Source organism: Brucella sp. TWI559 (assembly GCF_039674265.1).
Lineage (GTDB): Bacteria > Pseudomonadota > Alphaproteobacteria > Rhizobiales > Rhizobiaceae > Brucella > Brucella chromiisoli.
In genome coordinates, this window is record NZ_JBDJNE010000009.1 from 113,965 (window position 1) to 134,000 (window position 20,036).

The window sequence follows — 20,036 nt, forward strand, 5'->3', positions numbered from 1 at the left end:
TCATGGCAATGGGTTTCATCAAGAAAATGTTCTCCTTCGGCAAGAAGGAGGTCGAGGAAAAACCGGTCGAAGAACTGGCTCCCGATTCTGTGGAAGCACAGCTTCCTGAAACCACCGAGTTAGCCGCAACCGAAGTGGTCGTTTCCGAACAGGACACACCAGTTGTTATTGCTGATCCTGAGCCGGTTGAGGAAGAGAAGGCAGAACCGGAACATCCGGTTGCCGAGATTGAAATTCCGATTGAACAGCCTCCAGTGATGGAGCCAATCGTCGTTGAAGAGCCTGTTGCAGAGCCTAACATTGAGCCAGAGCCGGAACCTGTTGCTGAACCTGAACAGGTTGAAGTGCCGGCAATCCCCGAGACAGCGACTGTTGAGGATGGGGTTGAACCCGCCGTTCAGCCGGAACCGGTAAAGCCCAAAAAGGTCAAGGTCGCAAAGGCCGTTGAAGAGCATCAGGAAGAAGTGCCGGTTGAGGCAGCGCCTGAACCAAGGCTTTCCTGGTTCGAGCGCCTGCGCCGCGGGTTGTTGCGCTCATCGAATTCATTAAGCGATTCCATTGGCAGTATTTTCACCAAGCGCAAGCTTGATGAAGACACGTTGCAGGATCTTGAAGACGTACTCATTCAGGCCGATCTCGGTCTTGAAACCGCGATGCGCGTCACCGATGCGCTGTCATCCGGCCGTTATGGCAAGGACGTGACTGGCGAAGAAGTCCGAAACATCATGGGCGCAGAAATCGAGAAGGTTCTCGGTCCCGTTGCTAAACCGCTGGAACTCGATCTTTCGCATAAGCCGCATGTCATTCTGGTTGTCGGCGTCAATGGAACCGGCAAGACCACGACCATCGGCAAGCTGGCGGCAAAACTCACCGCTGGCGGCCTCAAAGTCATGCTTGCGGCAGGCGATACATTCCGTGCCGCAGCCATCGAACAGCTTCATATCTGGGGTGAGCGCACCGGCTCTCCGGTGGTTTCGAGCAAGCTTGGTGCAGACGCGGCAGGCCTTGCTTATGATGCATGGAAGCAGGCGAAAGAGGCGGGCAGCGATGTGCTCATCATCGACACCGCAGGCCGTTTGCAGAACAAGGCCGAGCTGATGGACGAACTCGCCAAGATCGTCCGTGTGCTTGGCAAGCATGACCCGGAAGCCCCGCACACCGTCCTTCAGACGCTGGATGCCACCACCGGGCAGAACGCGCTCAATCAGGTCGAGATTTTCAAAAATATCGCTGGCGTCAACGGCCTTGTCATGACCAAGCTGGACGGCACGGCACGCGGCGGCATTCTGGTGGCAATCTCTGCCAAACATAAGCTCCCAATCTATTTCATCGGCGTTGGCGAAGGTGTCGACGATCTTGAACCATTTGCGGCCAAGGATTTTGCCCGCGCCATCGCAGGAGTTGCCTGATGGAGCATCCCATTTTCGAACGCGATCCCTCGCAAAAGACCGAAGCCGAACGCAAGGAAGTGCCGCCGCTGCTCAAGCTTGCGCTGGAACTCGGGCCGCTTCTGGTTTTCTTTTTCGCCAATGCGCGTGGTGAAAGCCTGATTGAACATTTTCCGGTGCTCGCTCAGATTGGCGAGCCGATCTTTCTGGCAACCGCCCTCTTCATGGTTGCGACTGTCATAGCCCTTGCCATTTCATGGTCGATGACACGCACCTTGCCGATGATGCCACTCATTTCCGGTATCGTGGTGCTGGTTTTTGGTGCGCTCACACTCTGGCTGCACAACGACACCTTCATCAAAATGAAGCCCACAATCGTCAACACGCTGTTTGGCGCGATCCTGCTTGGCGGACTGCTGTTCGGCAAATCCCTGCTCGGTTATGTGTTTGATTCGGCCTTCCGGCTTGATGCCGAAGGCTGGCGGAAACTGACCTTCCGCTGGGGCCTGTTTTTCATCTTCCTCGCAGTGGTGAATGAAGTGGTGTGGCGGAATTTTTCGACCGATGCCTGGGTCTCTTTCAAGGTCTGGGGCATTATGCCGATCACCATTGTCTTCACGCTTTCACAAATGCCGCTTATCCAGAAGCACACATTGCCTGAAGCTAAAAAAGATTAGAGCATGTCTCCCAAAAGTGGGAACCGGTTTTGGGACAAAGACATGCGTAAAAACAAAGAATTAGAGCGAGCGCAACACGCTCTAAGATATATGGGAGGACGCCATGTTACGCCTGGACATTGAACAATTCATCTGCCGCAGCGATAATTATGGTGTTCTCATTCATGATCCCGAAAGCGACCTGACAGCTGCAATCGATGCGCCGGATGCGGCAGCCATTGAAGCGGCACTGAAACGCCGTGGCTGGACACTCGACTTCATCTTCACGACGCATCATCACATTGATCATGTTGAAGGCAATGCGGCGTTGAAAGCCAAATTCGGCGTCAGCATCATCGGCCCGGAAGCAGAAGCCAGCAAAATCCCGACGCTCGACCGCAAGATGAAAGACGGCGACGAATTCACCTTCGGACTTTTCAAGGTGAAAGTGATCTCCACCCCCGGCCATACGGCTGGCGAGATTTCCTTCTATCTGCCGGAAGCGAAAGTCGTGTTCACGGGCGACACGCTTTTTGCATTGGGCTGCGGTCGTCTGTTCGAAGGAACACCGGCAACCATGTTCCAGTCTCTGCAAAAACTTGTGAGGCTTCCGGGTGACACGGCCGTTTATTGCGGTCATGAATACACGCAGAGCAATGCGCGTTTCGCCCTGACGATTGATCCTGACAATTCGGCCTTGAAAGAACGGGCGGCAGAGATTGCGCGGTTGCGTGCGGCTGATAAAATGACCCTGCCCACAAGCATTACGCTTGAAATGGCCACCAATCCGTTTCTGCGCTGGCACGATAGTGGCATTCGCGCACGCCTTGATATGCGCGAAGCAAGTGATGAAGCCATTTTCGCAGAAATCCGTAAGCGCAAAGACCATTTCTAGGATACGATCATGACGACCTTTTCCCGCATCAAGAAGTTCAACGCAGCCGCAGTCTTTGGCCTTTCGCTTATCGTCCTTCCGCAATCAGTGAACGTCACTTATGCCGAAGATATTATTGCGATTGCCACGCCGCCGAAGACACCAGAAGAAATCAACAATTTCAAGCTGAGCGAAGACCTGCTGACGCGCATGGAAAAAATCCATAACAAGCTTGAGGAAATGCAGCTTTCGCCCACGGCAGAAGAAGGTCAGGATGCACGTCCGACCATGGATTCCATGGTAAAAAGCATTGAATCGCGGCCACAGGTTGTTGCGGTTATGAAGGCTGAAAATATCGAACCACGCGATTATCTTCTTGCCTATTTCGCCATGATGAACGGACTTGCGGCGGCGGATGCCGAAGAAGAAGAACAGCTCGTCGATGAAGTGAAGCAGATTAATCCCGAACACCTCGCCTTTGCCAAGCAATATGGTGAACGCATTCGCGAACTGATCGGCGAGTAAATATAAAAAAACCGGCGAAGTTTTCTTCGCCGGTTTTGGTTTTACGAAGGTTGTCTTAACAACCGCAGCGCGTTGATTGTCACGAGAACTGTTGCACCCGTATCGGCCAGAATAGCAGGCCAGAGGCCGGTAATCCCAAGCACCGTGGTCACGAGGAACACCGCTTTCAGCCCAAGCGCGATTGTGATGTTCTGATGGATATTGCGCATGGTCCGCTTCGACAGATCAACCATCGCAGCCACATCACCCACCCGGCCATGCAGCACCGCTGCATCAGCTGTTTCAAGCGCCACATCGGTGCCGCCGCCCATGGCAATGCCAACATCGGCAGCAGCCAGTGCTGGCGCATCATTGATGCCGTCGCCAACCTTGGCAACAATCTGACCTTCATTGCGAAACGCGCCAACAATCCGTTGCTTGTCTTCCGGCAGGAGCTCGGCGTGAACTTCAATACCGAGATCCTTACCAATGGCTTCCGCCGTGCGGCGATTATCGCCGGTCAGCATGACGGTGCGAATGCCTGCATTTTTCAGCACCTTCAGCCCTGCAATGGCATCCGCACGCGGCTCATCACGCATGGCGATAGCGCCTGCAATTTTGCCGTCTGCAACCAAAACAGAAACCGTTTTGCCTTCATCATTGCAGGCGGCAATCCGCGCGGCTAGATCGTCCGGAATGGGAGAGATTTCATTGGCAGCCTTGCGCGAACCAAGGAACAGCTCAATCCCGTCAGCCACACCTGACACACCCTTGCCGCCATGTGCCTTGCCAGTCGCAACGGAGGAGAGCTTCAGACCGCGCGCATCTGATGCGCTGACGATTGCAAGCGCCAGCGGATGGCTGGAACCTGCATCAAGCGAAGCAGAGAGACGCAAAACTTCTTCTTCCGAAAGTGCTCCCGGCAGAACATCCGTTACCTTCGGCTTACCTTCGGTGAGCGTTCCGGTTTTATCAAAACAGGCGGTCGTGATCTTTCCGATAGTTTCAAGGACAGCACCACCTTTCAAAAGCAACCCGCGCCGCGCACCCGCCGAAAGCGAAGCCGCAATGGCCGCAGGCGTCGAAATAACCAGCGCACAGGGGCAGCCGATCAGTAGAATGGCCAGACCCTTGTAAATCCACTCACCCCATTCAGCGCCCGCAACAAGCGGCGGCAGAATGGCAACCAGTGCAGCCACAACAACCACGCCCGGCGTGTAATAGGTCGAAAAGCGATTGATGAAACGCTCGGTCGGCGCTTTGGCTTCCTGTGCTTCCTCAACCAGCCGCACAACGCGTGCGATGGTGTTGTCCTCAGCCGCAGCCGTCACCTTCACCCGCAGCAAGCCATCGCCATTGATCGTGCCTGCAAAGACGTTTTCGCCCACGCCCTTGCCAACCGGCGTGCTTTCGCCCGTCACCGGTGCTTCATCAATGGCACTTTCACCCGAAATGATCTCACCATCGGCTGGCATACGATCACCGGGGCGCACCACAATCACATCGCCCACATTGAGCGCCGCCGCAGGCACTTCACTGGTTACGCCATTGCTTTCAACAAACGCGGTCTTGGGCACCAGCGCGGTCAGCGACTGGATGCTGTCACGCGCTTTGCCAGCAGCAACCCCTTCGAGCAATTCGCCGACCAGAAACAGAAAAACAACCGCTGCTGCTTCTTCTGTCGCGCCGATAATGACAGCGCCAATGGCAGCAATCGTCATCAGCATTTCAATCGAAAACGGCGTGCCATTGATGGCTGCTGAATAAGCGCGTTTTGCAATCGGTATAAGACCGATCAGCATGGCAGCCGTGAACGCCCACAGTGCAACCGGCGGATAAAAATAGCCGACAACATAAGCCACCACCAGACCACCACCGCAGGCGAGCATCATCTTGCCCTTTGCGGTTTGCCACCAGCGCTTTTGCTTTTCTGGCGCGGCAGGCTGGAGCTTGCGCGTGGCGGTTGATTGCGCACTGGCCTTATAGCCAAGTGCCGTCACCTTTGCGGCAATCGCATCAACACTGGCCGAGCCATCATGATTGACGATCATGGTGCCATTTGTCACCGAAACAGACACATCCTGCACACCACCGACGCGACGCACAGCCGTATCGATCTTGGCCGCGCAAGAGGCACAATCCATCCCCTCCACACGAAAACGCAGACTGTCAGCACCCGCAACAATCTGCTTTGCTTCAGCATCGTCATGAACGTGATCATGGTGATTGTGGTCATGCTTATGATCATGGCCGCCGCAGCCTGCATGATCGTGATCGTGATCGTGATCGTGATCGTGATCGTGATCGTGATCGTGATCGTGATCGTGATCGTGATGCTCGTGTTTGTGAGGCGCTTTTTTGTCAACCAATTGTTCGATGCCATAGCCAAGGCTGCGCACTTTTTTGGCAACGCTTTCCAAATCGCTGCTGCCATCATGACGCACCGTCATCATGCCTGTCGTCACCGACACGGAAACATCTTCCACACCCGAAACACGACGCACAGCCGTATCGATTTTCGTCGCGCAGGAAGCACAATCCATACCTTCCACGCGAAACCGGTTCTGTTTTAAAATCTCATTCATAATCTGCCCCTGTCGAGACCACTCTTGAATTGTCTGAAACAAGGTCTACATCCTCTAGTGACTAGAGGAGCAAGAGCAAAAATGATCACCAACGTTCCGATCGGCGAAGCATCCAAAGCCAGCGGTGTGAAAGTGCCGACAATCCGTTATTACGAGCAAATCGGACTTCTTCCGGTGCCCCCGCGCACGCAAGGCAATCGTCGCCTTTATGACAATGCTGACATTCAGCGGCTGTTATTTATCCGCCATGCGCGCGATCTGGGCTTTGAGGTCGATGCAATCCGCACGCTTCTCGACCTTCAGGACAATCCCGACCAGTCGTGCGCTGCCGCTGATTCGATTGCGCGCACACGCCTGATCGATGTCGAAAATCGCATCGCAAAACTGATGTCTTTGAAAACAGAACTGTTACGGATGCTGGATTGCACGGCACATGGCCGCATCGACCAGTGCCGGGTTATCGAAATTCTCGGCAATCACGAGGGATGCCTTCACCCCAGCCACTGACACTATTTTGCCAGAAGTGGGATTTTCTGGATATGCTCTAACCTGATTGCGTGGAAGCCGCTTCTTTGCGCCGCGATAGAATCATGTCTTTTGCAGCAAGTGCTGCACCTGCCGTGATCAACAGGCAGGCGGCGAGGATGCGCATGGATGGTTGCGCCATACCGGCTGAAATAAGCACAAGCGTCGAAAGAAGCGGCGCAGCGTAACTTGCCGCGCCCAGCACCTGAATATTGCCGCGCTTCACTCCAAAATCCCAGGCATAGAAGGCCGCCCCTACTGGCAAAAGGCCAAGCGCCATAACACTGAGCCACTGCGTTGCGGTTTCCGGCCACACTGTCTGCTCAAGTGCCAGATGACAAATCAGCGATAAAACAGCCGTCGCCACACAGAACCCAGTCACAGCATCGGTTGGCACACTCGAAAAACGGCGGGAAAGCAGCGAGTAGCTGGACCATGTCAAAGCGCAAAGCACAGCCATTGCATAACCAAAACTATAGCGGGCTTCAAAGCCGATACCGTCCCCTTTGCTTACAATGAGCACCGTCCCGCCAAGCCCAAGAAGCGCGCCAACGATATGATACCAGCGCAGCCGTTCGCCCGGCATCAGGGCAGATCCGACCACAATCAGCAGGGGCCAGAGATAGGCAATCAGGCTGGCATCGACCGCTGGCGCATTTCGGAGTGCTGTAAAATAAAAAAAGTGGTAACCAAACAGACCAATCACGCCGACAAGCCAGACGATTGGCGGCTGACGCAGATGTTTGATGGCCCCCGGCCGCCACAGCCATGAAATGAGACCGATGGATGCGCCAATCGAAAACGTCATGGCTGAGAGTTGGAAAGGCGGAACCTGACCGGAACCCGCAGTAAAAAGCGCCAACAGCGCCCACATCGCGATAGCCGAAAAACCGATCAGCGTTGCCAGCTTCATAATGAATCCCCCATTTGCGGGATCACATGCGCGTCTTACGCCGTCTTTTGCGTCCCGTTACCTTATCTTTTCAAATCGCGTAGCTTCGATCTTCAGCGTCCCCAGCTGTGTGCCGATGCGTGCCACAACGGGCGCATAAATACCGGAATGGCCCAAGGAAGCAAAAGAAATCGTTATCTTGCTGCGATTGGCAAGATAATCGATAGCCTTCTTACCCTTCTGATAGCCGGAAATCGGCACGAACTTTGCCGAGCAGATCACCGATTCGCCGGTAAAGCCCTTTGTGGTGAAGGATTCCGTGCCATTGAAACTCAGTTTTAAATCGGCGCGCGTCTGCCCGTCAAAAACCTGAAGCGTACGATTGCACACAGCTTTGGGATCGTTGGTTGGAATCATGAGCGCGCTCAATGGATCACTGACATTCACCAGATCATTCGGTCCGCTTTCCACCCACGGATCGCGCTTTTTGACCGGCGGCACATTTTCAGAAGCGATCACTTTGCCATCGGCAAAACGGATCATGGTGCTCTTATTTTTCCGCCCATGCTTATAGGCGAGATCAAAAGCCGATGGCATGACCTTGCCCTGAGAGGAACTGCCACCGACATAGACCGTACCGTCGGTATCATCGAAAATCCGTGCAATGCCCGACGTTTTGAATCGTCCATTCACACCATAATTGGCACCCTTGACGATGGTTTCTATCGCTGAACGCGCAATAGAAAGACCAAACATCGAGATTTCATATTCGGTGCGATAGAGATCCTCAGCCCGGGCGCTGCTCATCGCAGATAGGCTCGCAATCGACAGCACAGTAAAAAAAGCGATTCCCCGCTCCCAAGCCTGCTTCTTCACCGTTTGTTCGAAATGCACCTGCTCGATCATGCAGATTTTCCTTTCGATTTATCAGCCCTGATAGCATTCACCCACATGAATGCTATATGGCAAATCCGAAACACATCTGCGAACCGATTCTGCTTTTCTGCCAGATGCGATTTTTATCTTTGAGCTTTCGCCTGTAGATCACTCCAAATCTGCTTTGGATTTTCGATTCATACCCACTGTCGAACAAGAAAAGCTGGCAAAGTTATGATCAGGAGGCGCAAAGGATACTGCAAGCGACCGTAAATGCGCGCCTTTCAAGCTTCAAAGCGGAATCTGTCTTGACTGTTTTCTCTCCTGTCACTATAGAAACGCGACTTTCCCAATAGGCCGCCTGTCCGAGATCGCGCGCCAGCAGCAGCAAACTGCTATGATTGCTTTGAATTCGGACATTCGGGTCGGGGCCTGAGAAACAAAAATTTGAAGGTGAGACCAAAATGTCCCGCGCTTGTGAATTGACCGGCACTTCGGTCCAGTACGGCAACAATGTAAGCCACGCAAACAACAGAACGCGTCGTCGCTTCCTGCCAAATCTCTGCAACGTTACGCTGATGTCCGAAGCACTCGGCCAGAGCTACCGTCTTCGCGTTTCCGCTTCTGCTCTGCGTTCGGTTGAGCATCGCGGCGGCCTCGACGCTTTCCTCGTCAAGTCTGACGACAAGGAACTCTCGCAGCGCGCGCGCCTGCTGAAGCGTCAGATCGTGAAGAAGCAGGCTGAAGTTGCTGCATAAGCAATCAGCTTTTTAAGTTTTGACAAAAAAGGCTGACAAACGTCAGCCTTTTTTGCTGGTTCCATCACCCAGGATAAAAAAATGCCTATGACAGGTTCTTCCTTTGCCCGGTTGATTCCGGCCATTTTTTGCATGTGCGCAGCGGTTGCTGCCTCCAACATCCTTGTCCAATATCCGTTTGAGCATTTCGGCCTTGGCGAGCTGCTGACCTATGGCGCTTTCACCTATCCGGTGGCCTTTCTCGTCAATGACCTCACAAATCGCCGTTTTGGACCCGCAGCAGCGCGCAAGGTCGTCTATGCGGGGTTTGTGCTTGGTGTCGTCATGTCGATCTGGCTTGCCACGCCACGCATTGCCATTGCTTCCGGTTCGGCATTTCTGATCGCACAATTAATGGACATCACTGTCTTCAACCGCCTGCGCCAGAAAACATGGTGGAAAGCACCTTTTGCCGCCGCCATGTTCGGCTCCGTTGTCGATACGGTGCTGTTCTTCTCCATCGCCTTTGCCGCGCAGTTTGCATGGATTGACGCAATAACGGGCATGCCCGATTCGTCGCTTGCGGAGCCTGCCTCACTCCTTGGACTTGGCGTCCCGCTCTGGGCTTCACTGGCCTTCGGCGACTTCTTCGTGAAGGTTGTGATGGGAACGCTGATGTTGGTGCCCTATGGTGCCATTCTGGCGATTTTCGCGCCAGCGCTTTATGCCCCTGACAGGCTGAACACGACCAAGCGCTGATCGGAAACATACCGGTCGGCTTGCTGCCTTCACGTTCCGTTTATCTGAATGAAAATCAATTTCATTGCAGTGATTTCATATCTATATACAGCACTTCGATAAGTCGGCACGAATGATCTGCCGACTATCTTTTCTGAATTCGGCTCCTATAGTGTTCTCAATAATCATAATCTGCATGGATTTATTTCCATCGCGGGCTTCGTGATTTTGTTGGATATATTTATATTTAGATAAGGGTAATTTAAATGTCTATTAACAAAGAAAAACGTCCACTCGCCATCATCACCGGCGCAAGTTCCGGCATCGGCCTTGCCAGCGCAAAAATGTTTGCGGATCGCGGCCACCCCTTGCTCCTGCTGGCGCGCCGTCTTGATGCGATGGAAAAGCTCAACCTGCCCAACACACTCTGCAAGTCCGTTGACGTGACCGATCGAAAGGCACTTGTGGCGGCAGTTCAGGAGGCCGAAGCAAAATTTGGCCCCGCCGATGTCATTGTCAACAATGCCGGTGTGATGCTGCTGGGCGATGCAACCAGGCAGAATCCCGATGAATGGGACCGCATGCTTGATGTAAACGTCAAGGGCCTGCTCAACGGCATTCATGCAGTCTCAAGCGGAATGGTCAAGCGCAAGCACGGCACCATCATCAACATCAGCTCGGTGGCAGGTCGCAAGACCTTCGCAAATCATGTGGCCTATACGGCCACGAAATTTGCCGTACACGGGCTTTCTGAAAACTTGCGTGAAGAACTCTCTCCGCATGACGTGCGCGTCGTGACAATCGCACCCGGTGCCGTTGAGACCGAGCTTCTCAGCCACACCAGTGATGCAGGCATCAAAGCCGGTTATCAGGACTGGAAGAAGAGCATGGGCACGCCCGTGCTTGCAGCAGACGATGTCGCGCGCGCCATCATCTATGCTTACGATCAGCCGCAGGGTGTCTGCATTCGCGAAATCGTTCTCGCAGCAACCCGCCAGCAGGCATAATGGCATAAAAAAGGGGCCGGGCCGGCCCCTTTTATCGATCTGTATTTTATCGTTTTCCTGCGCGGCGGCGCCCCTGCCCTGCGCCACCTGCCCCTTGTTCTTCGAACAAAGAGGCAAGCTGCTCGGTCATAGCACCCGCAAGCTCTTCCGCGTCCACAATCGTCACAGCACGCTGATAATAACGCGTCACATCATGGCCGATACCGATAGCAATCAGTTCAACCGGCGAACGCGTTTCGATCTCTTCGATAACCGCACGCAAATGACGCTCCAGATAATTGCCCGGATTAACCGAAAGCGTTGAGTCATCCACTGGTGCGCCGTCCGAAATCATCATCAGAATCTTGCGCTGTTCAGGACGTGCCAACAGGCGCTGATGTGCCCAGATCAGTGCTTCGCCGTCGATGTTTTCTTTCAGCAAGCCTTCGCGCATCATCAATCCGAGATTGTTGCGCGCACGACGCCACGGCGCATCTGCGCGCTTATAGATGATATGGCGCAGATCATTAAGGCGGCCCGGATTGGACGGCTTGCCACGACCAAGCCAGGCTTCGCGCGATTGTCCGCCCTTCCATGCCTTGGTGGTGAAGCCGAGGATTTCGACCTTCACACCGCAACGCTCAAGCGTGCGCGCCAGAATATCCGCACAGGTCGCTGCAACCGTAATCGGGCGGCCGCGCATGGAGCCGGAATTATCAATCACCAGCGTCACGACCGTATCGCGGAAATCTGTATCGCGCTCCATCTTGTAGGAAAGCGGCTGCGTGGGGTCGATCACGATACGCACAAGACGCGCACTGTCGAGATAGCCCTCTTCCAGATCAAAATCCCATGAGCGGTTCTGCTGCGCCATCAAGCGGCGCTGCAAACGATTGGCAAGCCTGCCGACCACACCCTGCAAATTAGAAAGCTGTTTGTCGAGAAAGCCGCGCAAACGGCTCAGTTCCGCCTCATCGCAAAGATCAGTGGCTTCGACTTCCTCATCGAATTCACGCGTGAAAACCTTGTAATCGACATGCTCGGCAAAATTGGCGAAGGGCTGGTTCTGACGGCGCGTGTCACCGGGCGTTTCCGCGTCGACATCTTCGCTGTCATCCATATCGTCAGAGGAAGCGTCCGTGGCTTCCATCTCGCCCTGCTCGCCCTCTTCGCTGGAATTATCCGATTCATCACTTTCAGCGGAATCAGAACCTTCCTGGCTTTCGTCTCCGCCTTCCTCGTTTTCATCCGGATCCGGCGTCTGTTCGTTGTTATCGTCCTGCTCGTCGCTTTGCTCTTCCTGCGAAAGCTCCTCAGCCATATCCATTGAAGCGAGCATATCGCGCACAGTGCGCGCAAAGGCCTGCTGATCTTCAATATTTTCACCAAGGCGGGTAAGCGTGCTGCCGGCCTTCTGTTCGATCCATTCGCGCCACAGATCGAGCACAGGCCCCGCTTCGGCTGGTGCTTTGCGCCCGGTCAGCTTTTCACGCAGCAGAAGCGAAATCGCTTCCTCTAGCGGCGCATCATCCTTGTTGGTGACAGAAGAGAAATTGGCGCGGGCATATTTATCCGCCAGCATCACCGAAAGATTTTCGGCAACCCCGGCCATCGCGCGCGCACCAATGGCTTCCACACGCGCCTGCTCAACCGCATCATAAATCGCACGCGCCTGTTTGCCTTCCGGCGCAAGGCTTGCGTGTATGCGCGCATTGTGGCGCGCCTGACGCAGCGCCATGGAATCACCCAAACCCCGCGTAACGGCAAGATCATGCGCCGTCGGGCGCTTTGGCAGTTCAGGCAGACGGGCACGATTACCAGTCAGCGCCGGACGGTCATTGCTGAAAGCCACTTCCAGCTCGTTTTCGCCGGAAATAGCGCGCATGGTCGCCGTCATCGCTCGCTTGAACGGTTCAGAATCCACCGGTCCGTTTTTACGCTCGCGCGAATTATCGCCTATTGCTGACTTCTGGCCCGACATCTGCCTATCCTGACTTCACAACACAACACCGCCGCCCGGTCTGGGCGGCAGGCATTATCCAACCTTATGCCAATACGATATTGGCAGCAGATTCTGGAAGTTCCTCACCGAAAGCACGCTGATAGAACTCAGCCACAGTCTGGCGTTCAAGCTCATCACACTTGTTGAGGAAGGTCAGGCGGAATGCAAAACCGACATCATTGAAAATGGCAGCATTTTCAGACCAGGTAATGACAGTACGCGGGCTCATCACGGTCGAAAGATCGCCATTGATGAAAGCCTGACGGGTCATATCGGCCACGCGCACCATCTTGTTGACGATCTCACGGCCTTCCGCATTCTGATAATGCTTTGACTTGGCAAGAACGATGTTCACTTCGTTATCATGCGGCAGATAATTCAGCGTGGTGACGATCGACCAGCGATCCATCTGCGCCTGATTGATCTGCTGCGTGCCGTGATAAAGGCCGGTCGTATCGCCAAGGCCAACCGTGTTGGCGGTGGCAAACAGGCGGAACGCCGGATGCGGGCGGATGACCCGGCTCTGATCAAGAAGCGTCAGACGGCCCGAGGTTTCCAGAACACGCTGGATCACGAACATAACATCCGGGCGACCGGCATCATATTCATCGAAAACCAGCGCGACATTGTGCTGATAGGCCCAGGGCAGAATGCCGTCCTTGAATTCGGTAACCTGCACACCGTCCTTGACGACGATGGCATCCTTGCCGACGAGATCGATACGGCTGACGTGGCTGTCGAGATTGATGCGGACACACGGCCAGTTGAGACGGGCTGCAACCTGTTCAATATGGGTCGATTTACCCGTTCCGTGATAACCGGAAACCATCACGCGGCGATTATAGGCAAATCCTGCCAGAATTGCGAGCGTCGTCTGACGGTCGAAAATATAATCCGGGTCCGTTTCCGGCACATAGGAATCGCCCGCCGCATAGGCTGGCACACGCATGTCGGAATCAATTCCAAACACGTCGCGTACCGAAACCGTTGTATCCGGCAAATTGGCTATATCCCGCTCAACCTTGTTCATCATGCCTCCAAAGCAGCAGGACTATCCCACCGCGACATTCAAATTCGATCAGGGAGCCTTGCGGTGAACCGGATGACGCCCTTCTGTTTCGTTGCGGGCATCCGTAATCGCATCCGCGCAAAAGCGCAGTAGATGAATGTCCGTCAGGGCATGGTCACGCCCTGATACTCGGCTTATAAAGCCCAGACAGGCTTTAGCAAAAGCCTGCCGTCTTGAGCAATTGATAAGCCTGAATGACCTCACGAAATCTTTCTTCCGACCCGCGGTCACCACCATTTGCATCGGGATGGTGTTGCTTCACAAGTTCTTTATAGCGTGCCTTAATCATATCGCTAGTCGAATTTGCTTCAAGACCAAGTGTCGAAAGCGCTTTTATTTCCAAAGTACGCGGTTTGCGCGGTGCATTGCCCGCCGAGGCCGCTTTCGCACCCCGCACGAAACCAAATGGATCGCGCATACGATTCTGATAGGCCGCAGACCCGGAACGACGCGTCGCCATATCAGGCGACGTGCGCGCAGACCCTGTCGAATTGGATGCGGTTGACCAGGTCGGACGATTTCCGATAATCGCATCCTTCTGGAACTTCGATATTTCCCCATCGGAAAGACCGGAGAAATAATTGAAATTCTTATTATATTCGCGGACGTGATCCACGCAGAAATGCAGATACTCACCCTCGCGCATACGCCCAACCGGCGCACGATGCGTACCAGGCTTATCGCAACCATCCCATTGGCAGCAGGGACCACTGGACTTCTTTTCCGCTTCCTTCTTGGGACGGATGCGGATGCTGTCGAAAAGTTTTGAGTGCGTTGTCATCGAATCAGATTATGCGAATTAAGAGTGGCTAAACAAGAATTGACATTTCGTCCCGAATGGTTTTGGCCATGACTTCAGGGCAAAATCGAATACAGATTGCAATTCCTGTGCGGATTTGCCCCACCGATTGTCGCCGGGGCGACGTCTATATGAGGCACAGCGTCTATATGGGGAGAACTGGCCCAAATGTCCATTCACAATAGCAAACAATCTTCGATGGAAGCAAAACTGCGCGCAGCTTTTGCGCCCGAAAGACTTGAAATCATCAATGAAAGCCATCTCCATGCCGGCCATCATCACGAAGATCGTGGCAATCATGAGGTCTATGACGGCACCGGCGAAACACATTTTCGCGTGCGCATCGTGTCCGAAGCTTTTGCAGGCTTAAGCCGTGTTGCACGCCACCGCGCGATCAATGAGCTTCTGAAGCAGGAGCTGGATACCGGCGTTCATGCGCTGGTATTGGAGCCATCCGCTCCCGGTGAAGCCACACGCCGCTGATCGTCCTTATGCCTGAACCTTAAGCCATTTGCGCAAACGACCCCGCGCATTGGCATAGGGTGAGGATGTATTGAACTGGATCATCCGACCCAGCGTATAGTTCTCATACCATTGAACGCCATATAGTTCGGCGTCTGTATGCGCCTCGATGAGCGCCACCAGCGCATTTTTCGCAGCTTCAAAGCGCAAAAGCAGGTCTTTAAAAGCCAGCGTCTCATAGTCACGGTAAAATTTTGCGGCAAGAGCGCCAAGTTCATTCCATTTAAAGCCCGTTTCTGGAAAATCGACCGCAAGCCGCTGATTACGGCGCTCACACCATTTAAGCAACAGCTCGTTCCATCCGACCAGATAGGCAACAAGATCATGCACGCTCATCAGCGTGCCCTTTGCATGGCCTTCCATGGTCTTTTGCATGGCCTGCTCGGGTTTTACACGCGCAAGATCAAGCTTGAGCCGGGCGTAATTTGTTTCAATTGCCGCAAGCAGTTCCAGTTTATTTGAGGGCACAGCCATCAGGCGGAAAGACGCTCTTTCAGGAAATCCAACACCGCGGCAGGCGGTACGTCCTTGGCAATGAAAGATTGGCCGACACCGCGCGTCAAAATGAAGGTGAGTGCACCGCGCGCCACTTTCTTGTCCTGCGCAATGAAATCCATCAGCTTTTCAGCATCCGGCAGACCGCCCGGCACGTCATTGAGCGTGGTCGGCAGGCCAACGGCCTTCAAATGCGCTTCGACACGTTCTGCATCCTCAACGCCGCAAAGGTTCATCTTGACCGAAAAACGATGCGCAAGCGCCATACCGATGGCAACACCCTCGCCATGCACCAGACGGCTTGAATCGTAACCCGTTGCCGTTTCAAGCGCGTGACCAAATGTATGACCGAGATTAAGCAGCGCACGATCGCCATTCTCACGCTCGTCACGTGCCACGACCGCAGCCTTTGAGCGGCAGGACTCAGCAATGGCTTGCGTGCGCGCAGTCCCCCCTGCAAAGACGTCCTGCCAGTTCTTTTCAAGCCAGGCAAAGAAATCCGGGCGGTCAATCAGGCCATATTTGGCCACTTCCGCATAGCCTGCACGAAATTCACGTGGGCTCAGTGTATCAAGCACCTGCGTGTCGGCCAGCACCAGCTGCGGCTGATAGAAAACGCCAACAAGGTTTTTGCCATATTGCGTGTTGATGCCGGTCTTGCCGCCAACAGACGAATCCACCTGTGCAAGCAACGAGGTCGGCATCTGAACAAAATTCATACCGCGCCGCACGATACCGGCTACAAAGCCGGACAGATCGCCCACAACACCGCCACCAAAAGCCACGACCGCGTCACCACGCTCAAGCCTTGCGGCGAGCACAGCATTGGTCACGGTTTCCAGGGTCGAAAAGGATTTCGATTTTTCGCCGGGCGCCACGATAACAGGCGTGGATTCGATGCCCACACGTGCAAAACTTTCCGTCAAAGCTTCCAGATGTGCCTTGGCTACATTCTCATCGGTGACGATAGCCACACGAATGCCCGGCAGGCGCTTTGCAACTTCTTCACCCGCGCGTGCAATCAGACCTTTTCCGATCAGAATGTCATAAGATCGCTCCCCCAGCGAGACCGGAACTGTCACACTGTCGGCGTTTAAAGAGGCACTCATGCAAATCGTCTCCCAATGCATGTCGTGGAAAAGTGGGAACCGGTTTTCCGATAACAACATGCGTAAAACAACAAATTAGAGCAAGCGTGGCATGTATGATCAGGCCCGAGACGCCCTATCATCAGGCCTGGCCCTTGCTCAGATGCGCGATCAGCGTATCGATCAACTCTCCCGCAATCACTTCCTTCTTATCGTCCCGCGTCATCACATGCAGATCAGCGAAAGCATAAACAGGATAACGGACCTCCATCAGCCGCTGCATCACGCCGCGCGGATCGTCATTTTTCAAAAGCGGGCGGTTCTGACGGCGCGAAACACGGTCCATCAGCACGTCAAGCTCAGCATTCAGCCAGATGGAAACACCGGCATGCGCAATCGCCTCACGGGTTTCGGCATTCATATAAGCGCCGCCGCCGGTGGCCAGAATCATCGGGCCATCATCGAGAAGCCGCAGGATCACCCGGCGCTCCAGATCGCGAAACTCTGCTTCACCATAGGTTTCAAACAGTTCAGGGATGCTCATGCGCGAAACGGTTTCTATTTCCGTATCCACATCGCGGAAAGGCAGACCGAGCATCGTTGCCACTTTACGACCGACTGTCGACTTGCCTGCACCCATCAGCCCAACAAGAACAACCACTTTTGTGCCAAGAAGCCGGCGAACGGCATCTGCCTTGTCGTTAAGATTTGTCTGATTTGCTGTACTGCTCATTGACCTCGTCCATTTATATCGGTTCCACATGAAAAACCGTGCGGCGTCAATTGCTTTCGTCGTCTAAAATGAACCGGACAGGGCTTTTTATGCATAGAAACAGCCCGTCGCTGCTTTCGTAACACCCCTCCTTGCTTTCGTCTCAATAGCACAGCATAAACGCACCATGCCCACGCTGACGCGCATTCTTCTGTTGCTCGCTGTCCTTGCTGCCATTGCCTATGGCGCAATGTTTTCCCTTGCCAATTTTGTAAAACCCACAACCCACGAAATAACGGTGGAGATTCCATCGTCGAAACTCAAACAGACCGTGGTGGCACCACCTGCGCCTGCAACACCGGATGACCAGCAGGCAACAAGCGAAGCGGGACAGGAATAAGATGCGTGCTTCACTGGCGATTGAAAATTTTCTTGAAATGATGAGTGCGGAACGCGGCGCTGCAAGCAACACGCTTGAATCCTACCGCCGCGATCTGGAAGCTGCGGCTGATGCGATGAAGACGCGTGGCGTCAATCTGGCAGAAGCCAGAACTGACGATATCCGTAATGTTCTTGATGGCATGTCGAGCGAAGGCTTTGCCGCCACCTCTCAAGCGCGGCGTCTTTCAGCGCTCAGGCAATTTTTTCGTTTTCTTTATGCCGAAGGCTTTCGGCAGGATGATCCAACCAGCATTATCGATGCCCCCAAAAAGCAAAAGCCGCTGCCAAAAATCATGAGCGTCGAGAATGTCGGGCGTCTTCTTGATCGCGCCGAACGTGAGGCGAAAGAAGCAACAGAGCCATCGGAACGCATCAAAGCCTTGCGCCTGCATGCACTGCTTGAAACGCTTTATGCAACAGGATTGCGTGTCTCCGAACTTGTCGGTCTTCCGGTGAGCGTTGCGCGCACCGATCACCGTTTTCTGATCGTGCGCGGCAAAGGGGCGAAAGATCGCATGGTACCCTTGTCGCAAAAGGCGCGTGAGGCTTTGCAGGCGTTTCTGGCACTGCGCGATTCCCTGCCCGGCTATGATGACAACCCGTGGCTCTTCCCAGCTTTCTCCGAAAGCGGCCATCTGGCGCGTCAGGTTTTTGGCCGGGAACTGAAAAATCTTGCTGCAAGAGCAGGGCTTTCAAGCGCCTCCGTCTCTCCGCATGTGCTGCGCCACGCCTTTGCCAGCCACCTTTTGCAAAACGGCGCAGACCTGAGAACCGTACAGCAATTGCTTGGACATGCAGACATTTCAACCACCCAGATTTACACCCATGTTCTGGAAGAAAGACTGCATAAGCTGGTAACTGAACATCATCCGCTTGCCGATTAAACGCTCTGCGGGTAAGAGGATTTCAGAAAAATTTGCAAGATGCGCGCGAAGTTAATATGTAAGACGCCGTAAAACAGCCGTTTTCTGGCATGTTTTATGCCCGATATCTCTGGAAACGCACAATAGTCAGGCCCGATGTATAACTATCTCGACTTTGAAAAACCCGTTGCCGACCTCGAAGGCCAGATCCTTGAGCTGAAAAAGCTCGCACAGGAACAGGGCAGCGTCGAGATGAGCGACGAGATCAGCCGTCTTGAGAAACGCTCGGCCGATGCACTCAAGGATATTTATCGCAAGCTGACGCCATGGCAGAAGGCGCAGATCGCCCGCCACCCTGATCGTCCGCATTGCCTCGAATATATCAGCCAGCTGTTCACGGAATTCACGCCACTGGCCGGCGACCGTCAGTTTGCCAATGACGAAGCCATTCAGGGCGGCTTTGCCCGCTTCAATGGCCTGCCCGTTGCCATTCTCGGTCAGGAAAAAGGCTCCGACACCAAGACCCGCCTCAAGCATAATTTCGGCTCGGCGCGTCCGGAAGGCTATCGCAAAGCCGTTCGCATTATGGAAATGGCTGACCGTTTCCAGCTTCCCCTCATCACGTTTGTTGACACCGCCGGCGCCTATCCCGGCGTAAGTGCTGAAGAACGCGGACAGGCGGAAGCCATTGCACGCTCCACGGCTGAGTGCCTCAAGCTGCGCGTGCCCGTCATCTCGATCATCATCGGTGAAGGCGGTTCGGGCGGCGCCATTGCGATTGCTGTCGCAAACCGCGTCTATATGCTCGAACATTCAATCTATTCGGTGATTTCGCCTGAAGGGGCAGCTTCCATTCTCTGGCATGATTCCACCCGCGCCAAGGATGCAGCCTCGAATATGCGCATTACCGCGCAGGATTTGTTTGATCTTAAGATTATCGACGGCATCATTCCTGAACCGCTCGGCGGCGCGCATCGCGGTAAAGATGCCGTTATTGCGGCGGCCGGGGACATCATCACCGCCTCATTGCGTTCGATGAAGGATGTTGACGGCGAAACGCTCAAACAGGAGCGCCGTCAGAAATTCCTCGATATCGGCCGTAATATTTAATTTACCATAAAATTCAAAAACTTGCTCCGGCGCAGCCCAAACTGCGCCGGATTTGCATCATGCCGCTATTTCCGCCATATTGCGGACACGCTGTTTTTTAGGTATTTGAGCAAGGATTTATCAACGATACCGAAAGGTTTTGTTGTTAATTTGCGAAGACTGAAAAGTCAGATT

Annotated in this window: 21 protein-coding genes; 12 read left to right on the plus strand and 9 right to left on the minus strand. The window is 54.1% G+C overall.

Annotated features, from left to right (window positions below; all coding sequences use genetic code 11):
- Positions 1-2: 2 nt before the first annotated feature.
- The 4 genes from ftsY (at position 3) to ABE530_RS13030 (ending at position 3,443) form a co-directional block, all read left to right on the plus strand.
- Entirely contained in the window at positions 3-1,409 is a 1,407-nt protein-coding gene (gene ftsY / locus ABE530_RS13015; protein ID WP_499694766.1) for a signal recognition particle-docking protein FtsY, read from the plus strand.
- Positions 1,409-2,065: a septation protein A gene (locus ABE530_RS13020; protein ID WP_499694767.1), complete on the plus strand. Its 657-nt coding sequence runs from the start codon at positions 1,409-1,411 to the stop codon at positions 2,063-2,065. Before ftsY ends, ABE530_RS13020 begins: the two co-directional genes overlap by 1 nt.
- 103 nt (positions 2,066-2,168) lie before the next feature.
- Positions 2,169-2,939 carry a hydroxyacylglutathione hydrolase gene (gene gloB, locus ABE530_RS13025; RefSeq protein WP_499694768.1) on the plus strand — a complete coding sequence of 257 codons (771 nt, stop codon included), beginning with the start codon at positions 2,169-2,171 and terminating at the stop codon, positions 2,937-2,939.
- A gap of 9 nt (positions 2,940-2,948) precedes the next feature.
- Positions 2,949-3,443, plus strand: a complete 495-nt coding sequence (locus ABE530_RS13030) for a hypothetical protein (protein ID WP_396996054.1) — start codon at positions 2,949-2,951, stop codon at positions 3,441-3,443.
- A 41-nt stretch (positions 3,444-3,484) separates the two neighbouring features.
- On the opposite strand, the gene ABE530_RS13035 is transcribed toward ABE530_RS13030, so the two are convergent.
- Positions 3,485-6,007, minus strand: a complete 2,523-nt coding sequence (locus ABE530_RS13035) for a heavy metal translocating P-type ATPase (protein WP_499694769.1) — start codon at positions 6,005-6,007, stop codon at positions 3,485-3,487.
- Positions 6,008-6,091: 84 nt separating this feature from the next.
- On the opposite strand from ABE530_RS13035, the gene ABE530_RS13040 reads away from it, so the two are divergent.
- Positions 6,092-6,514, plus strand: coding sequence for a MerR family transcriptional regulator (locus tag ABE530_RS13040; protein WP_265983800.1), 423 nt, complete (start codon positions 6,092-6,094; stop codon positions 6,512-6,514).
- A gap of 37 nt (positions 6,515-6,551) precedes the next feature.
- Here the strand turns inward: ABE530_RS13040 and yddG are convergent, their stop codons facing one another.
- Together yddG and ABE530_RS13050 are read right to left on the minus strand one after the other, a co-directional pair.
- Entirely contained in the window at positions 6,552-7,445 is an 894-nt protein-coding gene (yddG, locus tag ABE530_RS13045; protein WP_499694770.1) for an aromatic amino acid exporter YddG, read from the minus strand.
- A 57-nt stretch (positions 7,446-7,502) separates the two neighbouring features.
- On the minus strand, positions 7,503-8,330 hold the full coding sequence (locus ABE530_RS13050; RefSeq protein WP_265982391.1) for a DUF3108 domain-containing protein: 828 nt from the start codon (positions 8,328-8,330) through the stop codon (positions 7,503-7,505).
- A gap of 434 nt (positions 8,331-8,764) precedes the next feature.
- Here ABE530_RS13050 and rpmB point away from each other — a divergent pair, with 434 nt between their 5' ends.
- The 3 genes from rpmB to ABE530_RS13065 all read left to right on the plus strand — a co-directional run bounded on the left by rpmB (position 8,765) and on the right by ABE530_RS13065 (position 10,782).
- Positions 8,765-9,058, plus strand: a complete 294-nt coding sequence (gene rpmB / locus ABE530_RS13055) for a 50S ribosomal protein L28 (RefSeq protein ID WP_265982392.1) — start codon at positions 8,765-8,767, stop codon at positions 9,056-9,058.
- Positions 9,059-9,139: 81 nt separating this feature from the next.
- Positions 9,140-9,796, plus strand: coding sequence for a queuosine precursor transporter (locus ABE530_RS13060; RefSeq protein WP_265982393.1), 657 nt, complete (start codon positions 9,140-9,142; stop codon positions 9,794-9,796).
- Positions 9,797-10,041: 245 nt separating this feature from the next.
- Complete coding sequence (locus ABE530_RS13065; RefSeq protein ID WP_499694771.1) at positions 10,042-10,782, plus strand: SDR family oxidoreductase; 741 nt, start codon at positions 10,042-10,044, stop codon at positions 10,780-10,782.
- A 46-nt stretch (positions 10,783-10,828) separates the two neighbouring features.
- Here the strand turns inward: ABE530_RS13065 and cobT are convergent, their stop codons facing one another.
- The 3 genes from cobT to ABE530_RS13080 form a co-directional block, all read right to left on the minus strand.
- On the minus strand, positions 10,829-12,742 hold the full coding sequence (gene cobT, locus ABE530_RS13070) for a cobaltochelatase subunit CobT (protein ID WP_265982395.1): 1,914 nt from the start codon (positions 12,740-12,742) through the stop codon (positions 10,829-10,831).
- A 64-nt stretch (positions 12,743-12,806) separates the two neighbouring features.
- Positions 12,807-13,793 (minus strand): cobaltochelatase subunit CobS, encoded by a 987-nt coding sequence (gene cobS / locus ABE530_RS13075; protein WP_265983802.1) that lies wholly within the window; start codon positions 13,791-13,793, stop codon positions 12,807-12,809.
- Positions 13,794-13,986: 193 nt separating this feature from the next.
- Positions 13,987-14,613 carry a J domain-containing protein gene (locus tag ABE530_RS13080; RefSeq protein ID WP_265982396.1) on the minus strand — a complete coding sequence of 209 codons (627 nt, stop codon included), beginning with the start codon at positions 14,611-14,613 and terminating at the stop codon, positions 13,987-13,989.
- 186 nt (positions 14,614-14,799) lie between these two features.
- Between ABE530_RS13080 and ABE530_RS13085 the strand changes: the two genes are divergently transcribed.
- Positions 14,800-15,114 (plus strand): BolA family protein, encoded by a 315-nt coding sequence (locus ABE530_RS13085; RefSeq protein ID WP_499694772.1) that lies wholly within the window; start codon positions 14,800-14,802, stop codon positions 15,112-15,114.
- Positions 15,115-15,120: 6 nt separating this feature from the next.
- On the opposite strand, the gene ABE530_RS13090 is transcribed toward ABE530_RS13085, so the two are convergent.
- The 3 genes from ABE530_RS13090 to ABE530_RS13100 form a co-directional block, all read right to left on the minus strand.
- Positions 15,121-15,627: a ClbS/DfsB family four-helix bundle protein gene (locus ABE530_RS13090; RefSeq protein ID WP_499694773.1), complete on the minus strand. Its 507-nt coding sequence runs from the start codon at positions 15,625-15,627 to the stop codon at positions 15,121-15,123.
- The gene (aroB, locus tag ABE530_RS13095) at positions 15,627-16,757 is read right to left on the minus strand and encodes a 3-dehydroquinate synthase (RefSeq protein ID WP_499694774.1); all 1,131 of its coding nucleotides are present in this window, start codon (positions 16,755-16,757) and stop codon (positions 15,627-15,629) included. The genes ABE530_RS13090 and aroB overlap by 1 nt, the downstream gene beginning before the upstream one ends.
- A 121-nt stretch (positions 16,758-16,878) precedes the next feature.
- Entirely contained in the window at positions 16,879-17,469 is a 591-nt protein-coding gene (locus tag ABE530_RS13100; RefSeq protein ID WP_265982400.1) for a shikimate kinase, read from the minus strand.
- Positions 17,470-17,635: 166 nt separating this feature from the next.
- Here ABE530_RS13100 and ABE530_RS13105 point away from each other — a divergent pair, with 166 nt between their 5' ends.
- From ABE530_RS13105 to ABE530_RS13115, 3 genes are all read left to right on the plus strand, one after another.
- Positions 17,636-17,848, plus strand: a complete 213-nt coding sequence (locus ABE530_RS13105; protein WP_499694775.1) for a hypothetical protein — start codon at positions 17,636-17,638, stop codon at positions 17,846-17,848.
- 1 nt (position 17,849) lies between these two features.
- The gene (xerD, locus tag ABE530_RS13110; protein ID WP_265982402.1) at positions 17,850-18,773 is read left to right on the plus strand and encodes a site-specific tyrosine recombinase XerD; all 924 of its coding nucleotides are present in this window, start codon (positions 17,850-17,852) and stop codon (positions 18,771-18,773) included.
- A 135-nt stretch (positions 18,774-18,908) separates the two neighbouring features.
- On the plus strand, positions 18,909-19,862 hold the full coding sequence (locus ABE530_RS13115; RefSeq protein ID WP_265982403.1) for an acetyl-CoA carboxylase carboxyltransferase subunit alpha: 954 nt from the start codon (positions 18,909-18,911) through the stop codon (positions 19,860-19,862).
- The last annotated feature ends 174 nt before the right edge of the window (positions 19,863-20,036 follow it).

Bases quoted from the DNA above. Each gene is read 5' to 3' on its own strand.
- ABE530_RS13065 (WP_499694771.1), top strand. From the start codon at position 10,042: ATGTCTATTAACAAAGAAAAACGTCCACTCGCCATCATCACCGGCGCA.
- ABE530_RS13085 (WP_499694772.1), top strand. From the start codon at position 14,800: ATGTCCATTCACAATAGCAAACAATCTTCGATGGAAGCAAAACTGCGC.
- ABE530_RS13030 (WP_396996054.1), top strand. From the start codon at position 2,949: ATGACGACCTTTTCCCGCATCAAGAAGTTCAACGCAGCCGCAGTCTTT.
- rpmB (WP_265982392.1), top strand. From the start codon at position 8,765: ATGTCCCGCGCTTGTGAATTGACCGGCACTTCGGTCCAGTACGGCAAC.
- aroB (WP_499694774.1), bottom strand. From the start codon at position 16,757: ATGAGTGCCTCTTTAAACGCCGACAGTGTGACAGTTCCGGTCTCGCTG.
- cobS (WP_265983802.1), bottom strand. From the start codon at position 13,793: ATGAACAAGGTTGAGCGGGATATAGCCAATTTGCCGGATACAACGGTT.
- ABE530_RS13020 (WP_499694767.1), top strand. From the start codon at position 1,409: ATGGAGCATCCCATTTTCGAACGCGATCCCTCGCAAAAGACCGAAGCC.
- ABE530_RS13050 (WP_265982391.1), bottom strand. From the start codon at position 8,330: ATGATCGAGCAGGTGCATTTCGAACAAACGGTGAAGAAGCAGGCTTGG.
- ABE530_RS13080 (WP_265982396.1), bottom strand. From the start codon at position 14,613: ATGACAACGCACTCAAAACTTTTCGACAGCATCCGCATCCGTCCCAAG.
- ABE530_RS13100 (WP_265982400.1), bottom strand. From the start codon at position 17,469: ATGAGCAGTACAGCAAATCAGACAAATCTTAACGACAAGGCAGATGCC.
- ABE530_RS13115 (WP_265982403.1), top strand. From the start codon at position 18,909: ATGTATAACTATCTCGACTTTGAAAAACCCGTTGCCGACCTCGAAGGC.
- ABE530_RS13060 (WP_265982393.1), top strand. From the start codon at position 9,140: ATGCCTATGACAGGTTCTTCCTTTGCCCGGTTGATTCCGGCCATTTTT.
- yddG (WP_499694770.1), bottom strand. From the start codon at position 7,445: ATGAAGCTGGCAACGCTGATCGGTTTTTCGGCTATCGCGATGTGGGCG.
- ABE530_RS13035 (WP_499694769.1), bottom strand. From the start codon at position 6,007: ATGAATGAGATTTTAAAACAGAACCGGTTTCGCGTGGAAGGTATGGAT.
- ABE530_RS13090 (WP_499694773.1), bottom strand. From the start codon at position 15,627: ATGGCTGTGCCCTCAAATAAACTGGAACTGCTTGCGGCAATTGAAACA.
- cobT (WP_265982395.1), bottom strand. From the start codon at position 12,742: ATGTCGGGCCAGAAGTCAGCAATAGGCGATAATTCGCGCGAGCGTAAA.
- ABE530_RS13105 (WP_499694775.1), top strand. From the start codon at position 17,636: ATGCCCACGCTGACGCGCATTCTTCTGTTGCTCGCTGTCCTTGCTGCC.
- ftsY (WP_499694766.1), top strand. From the start codon at position 3: ATGGCAATGGGTTTCATCAAGAAAATGTTCTCCTTCGGCAAGAAGGAG.
- gloB (WP_499694768.1), top strand. From the start codon at position 2,169: ATGTTACGCCTGGACATTGAACAATTCATCTGCCGCAGCGATAATTAT.
- xerD (WP_265982402.1), top strand. From the start codon at position 17,850: ATGCGTGCTTCACTGGCGATTGAAAATTTTCTTGAAATGATGAGTGCG.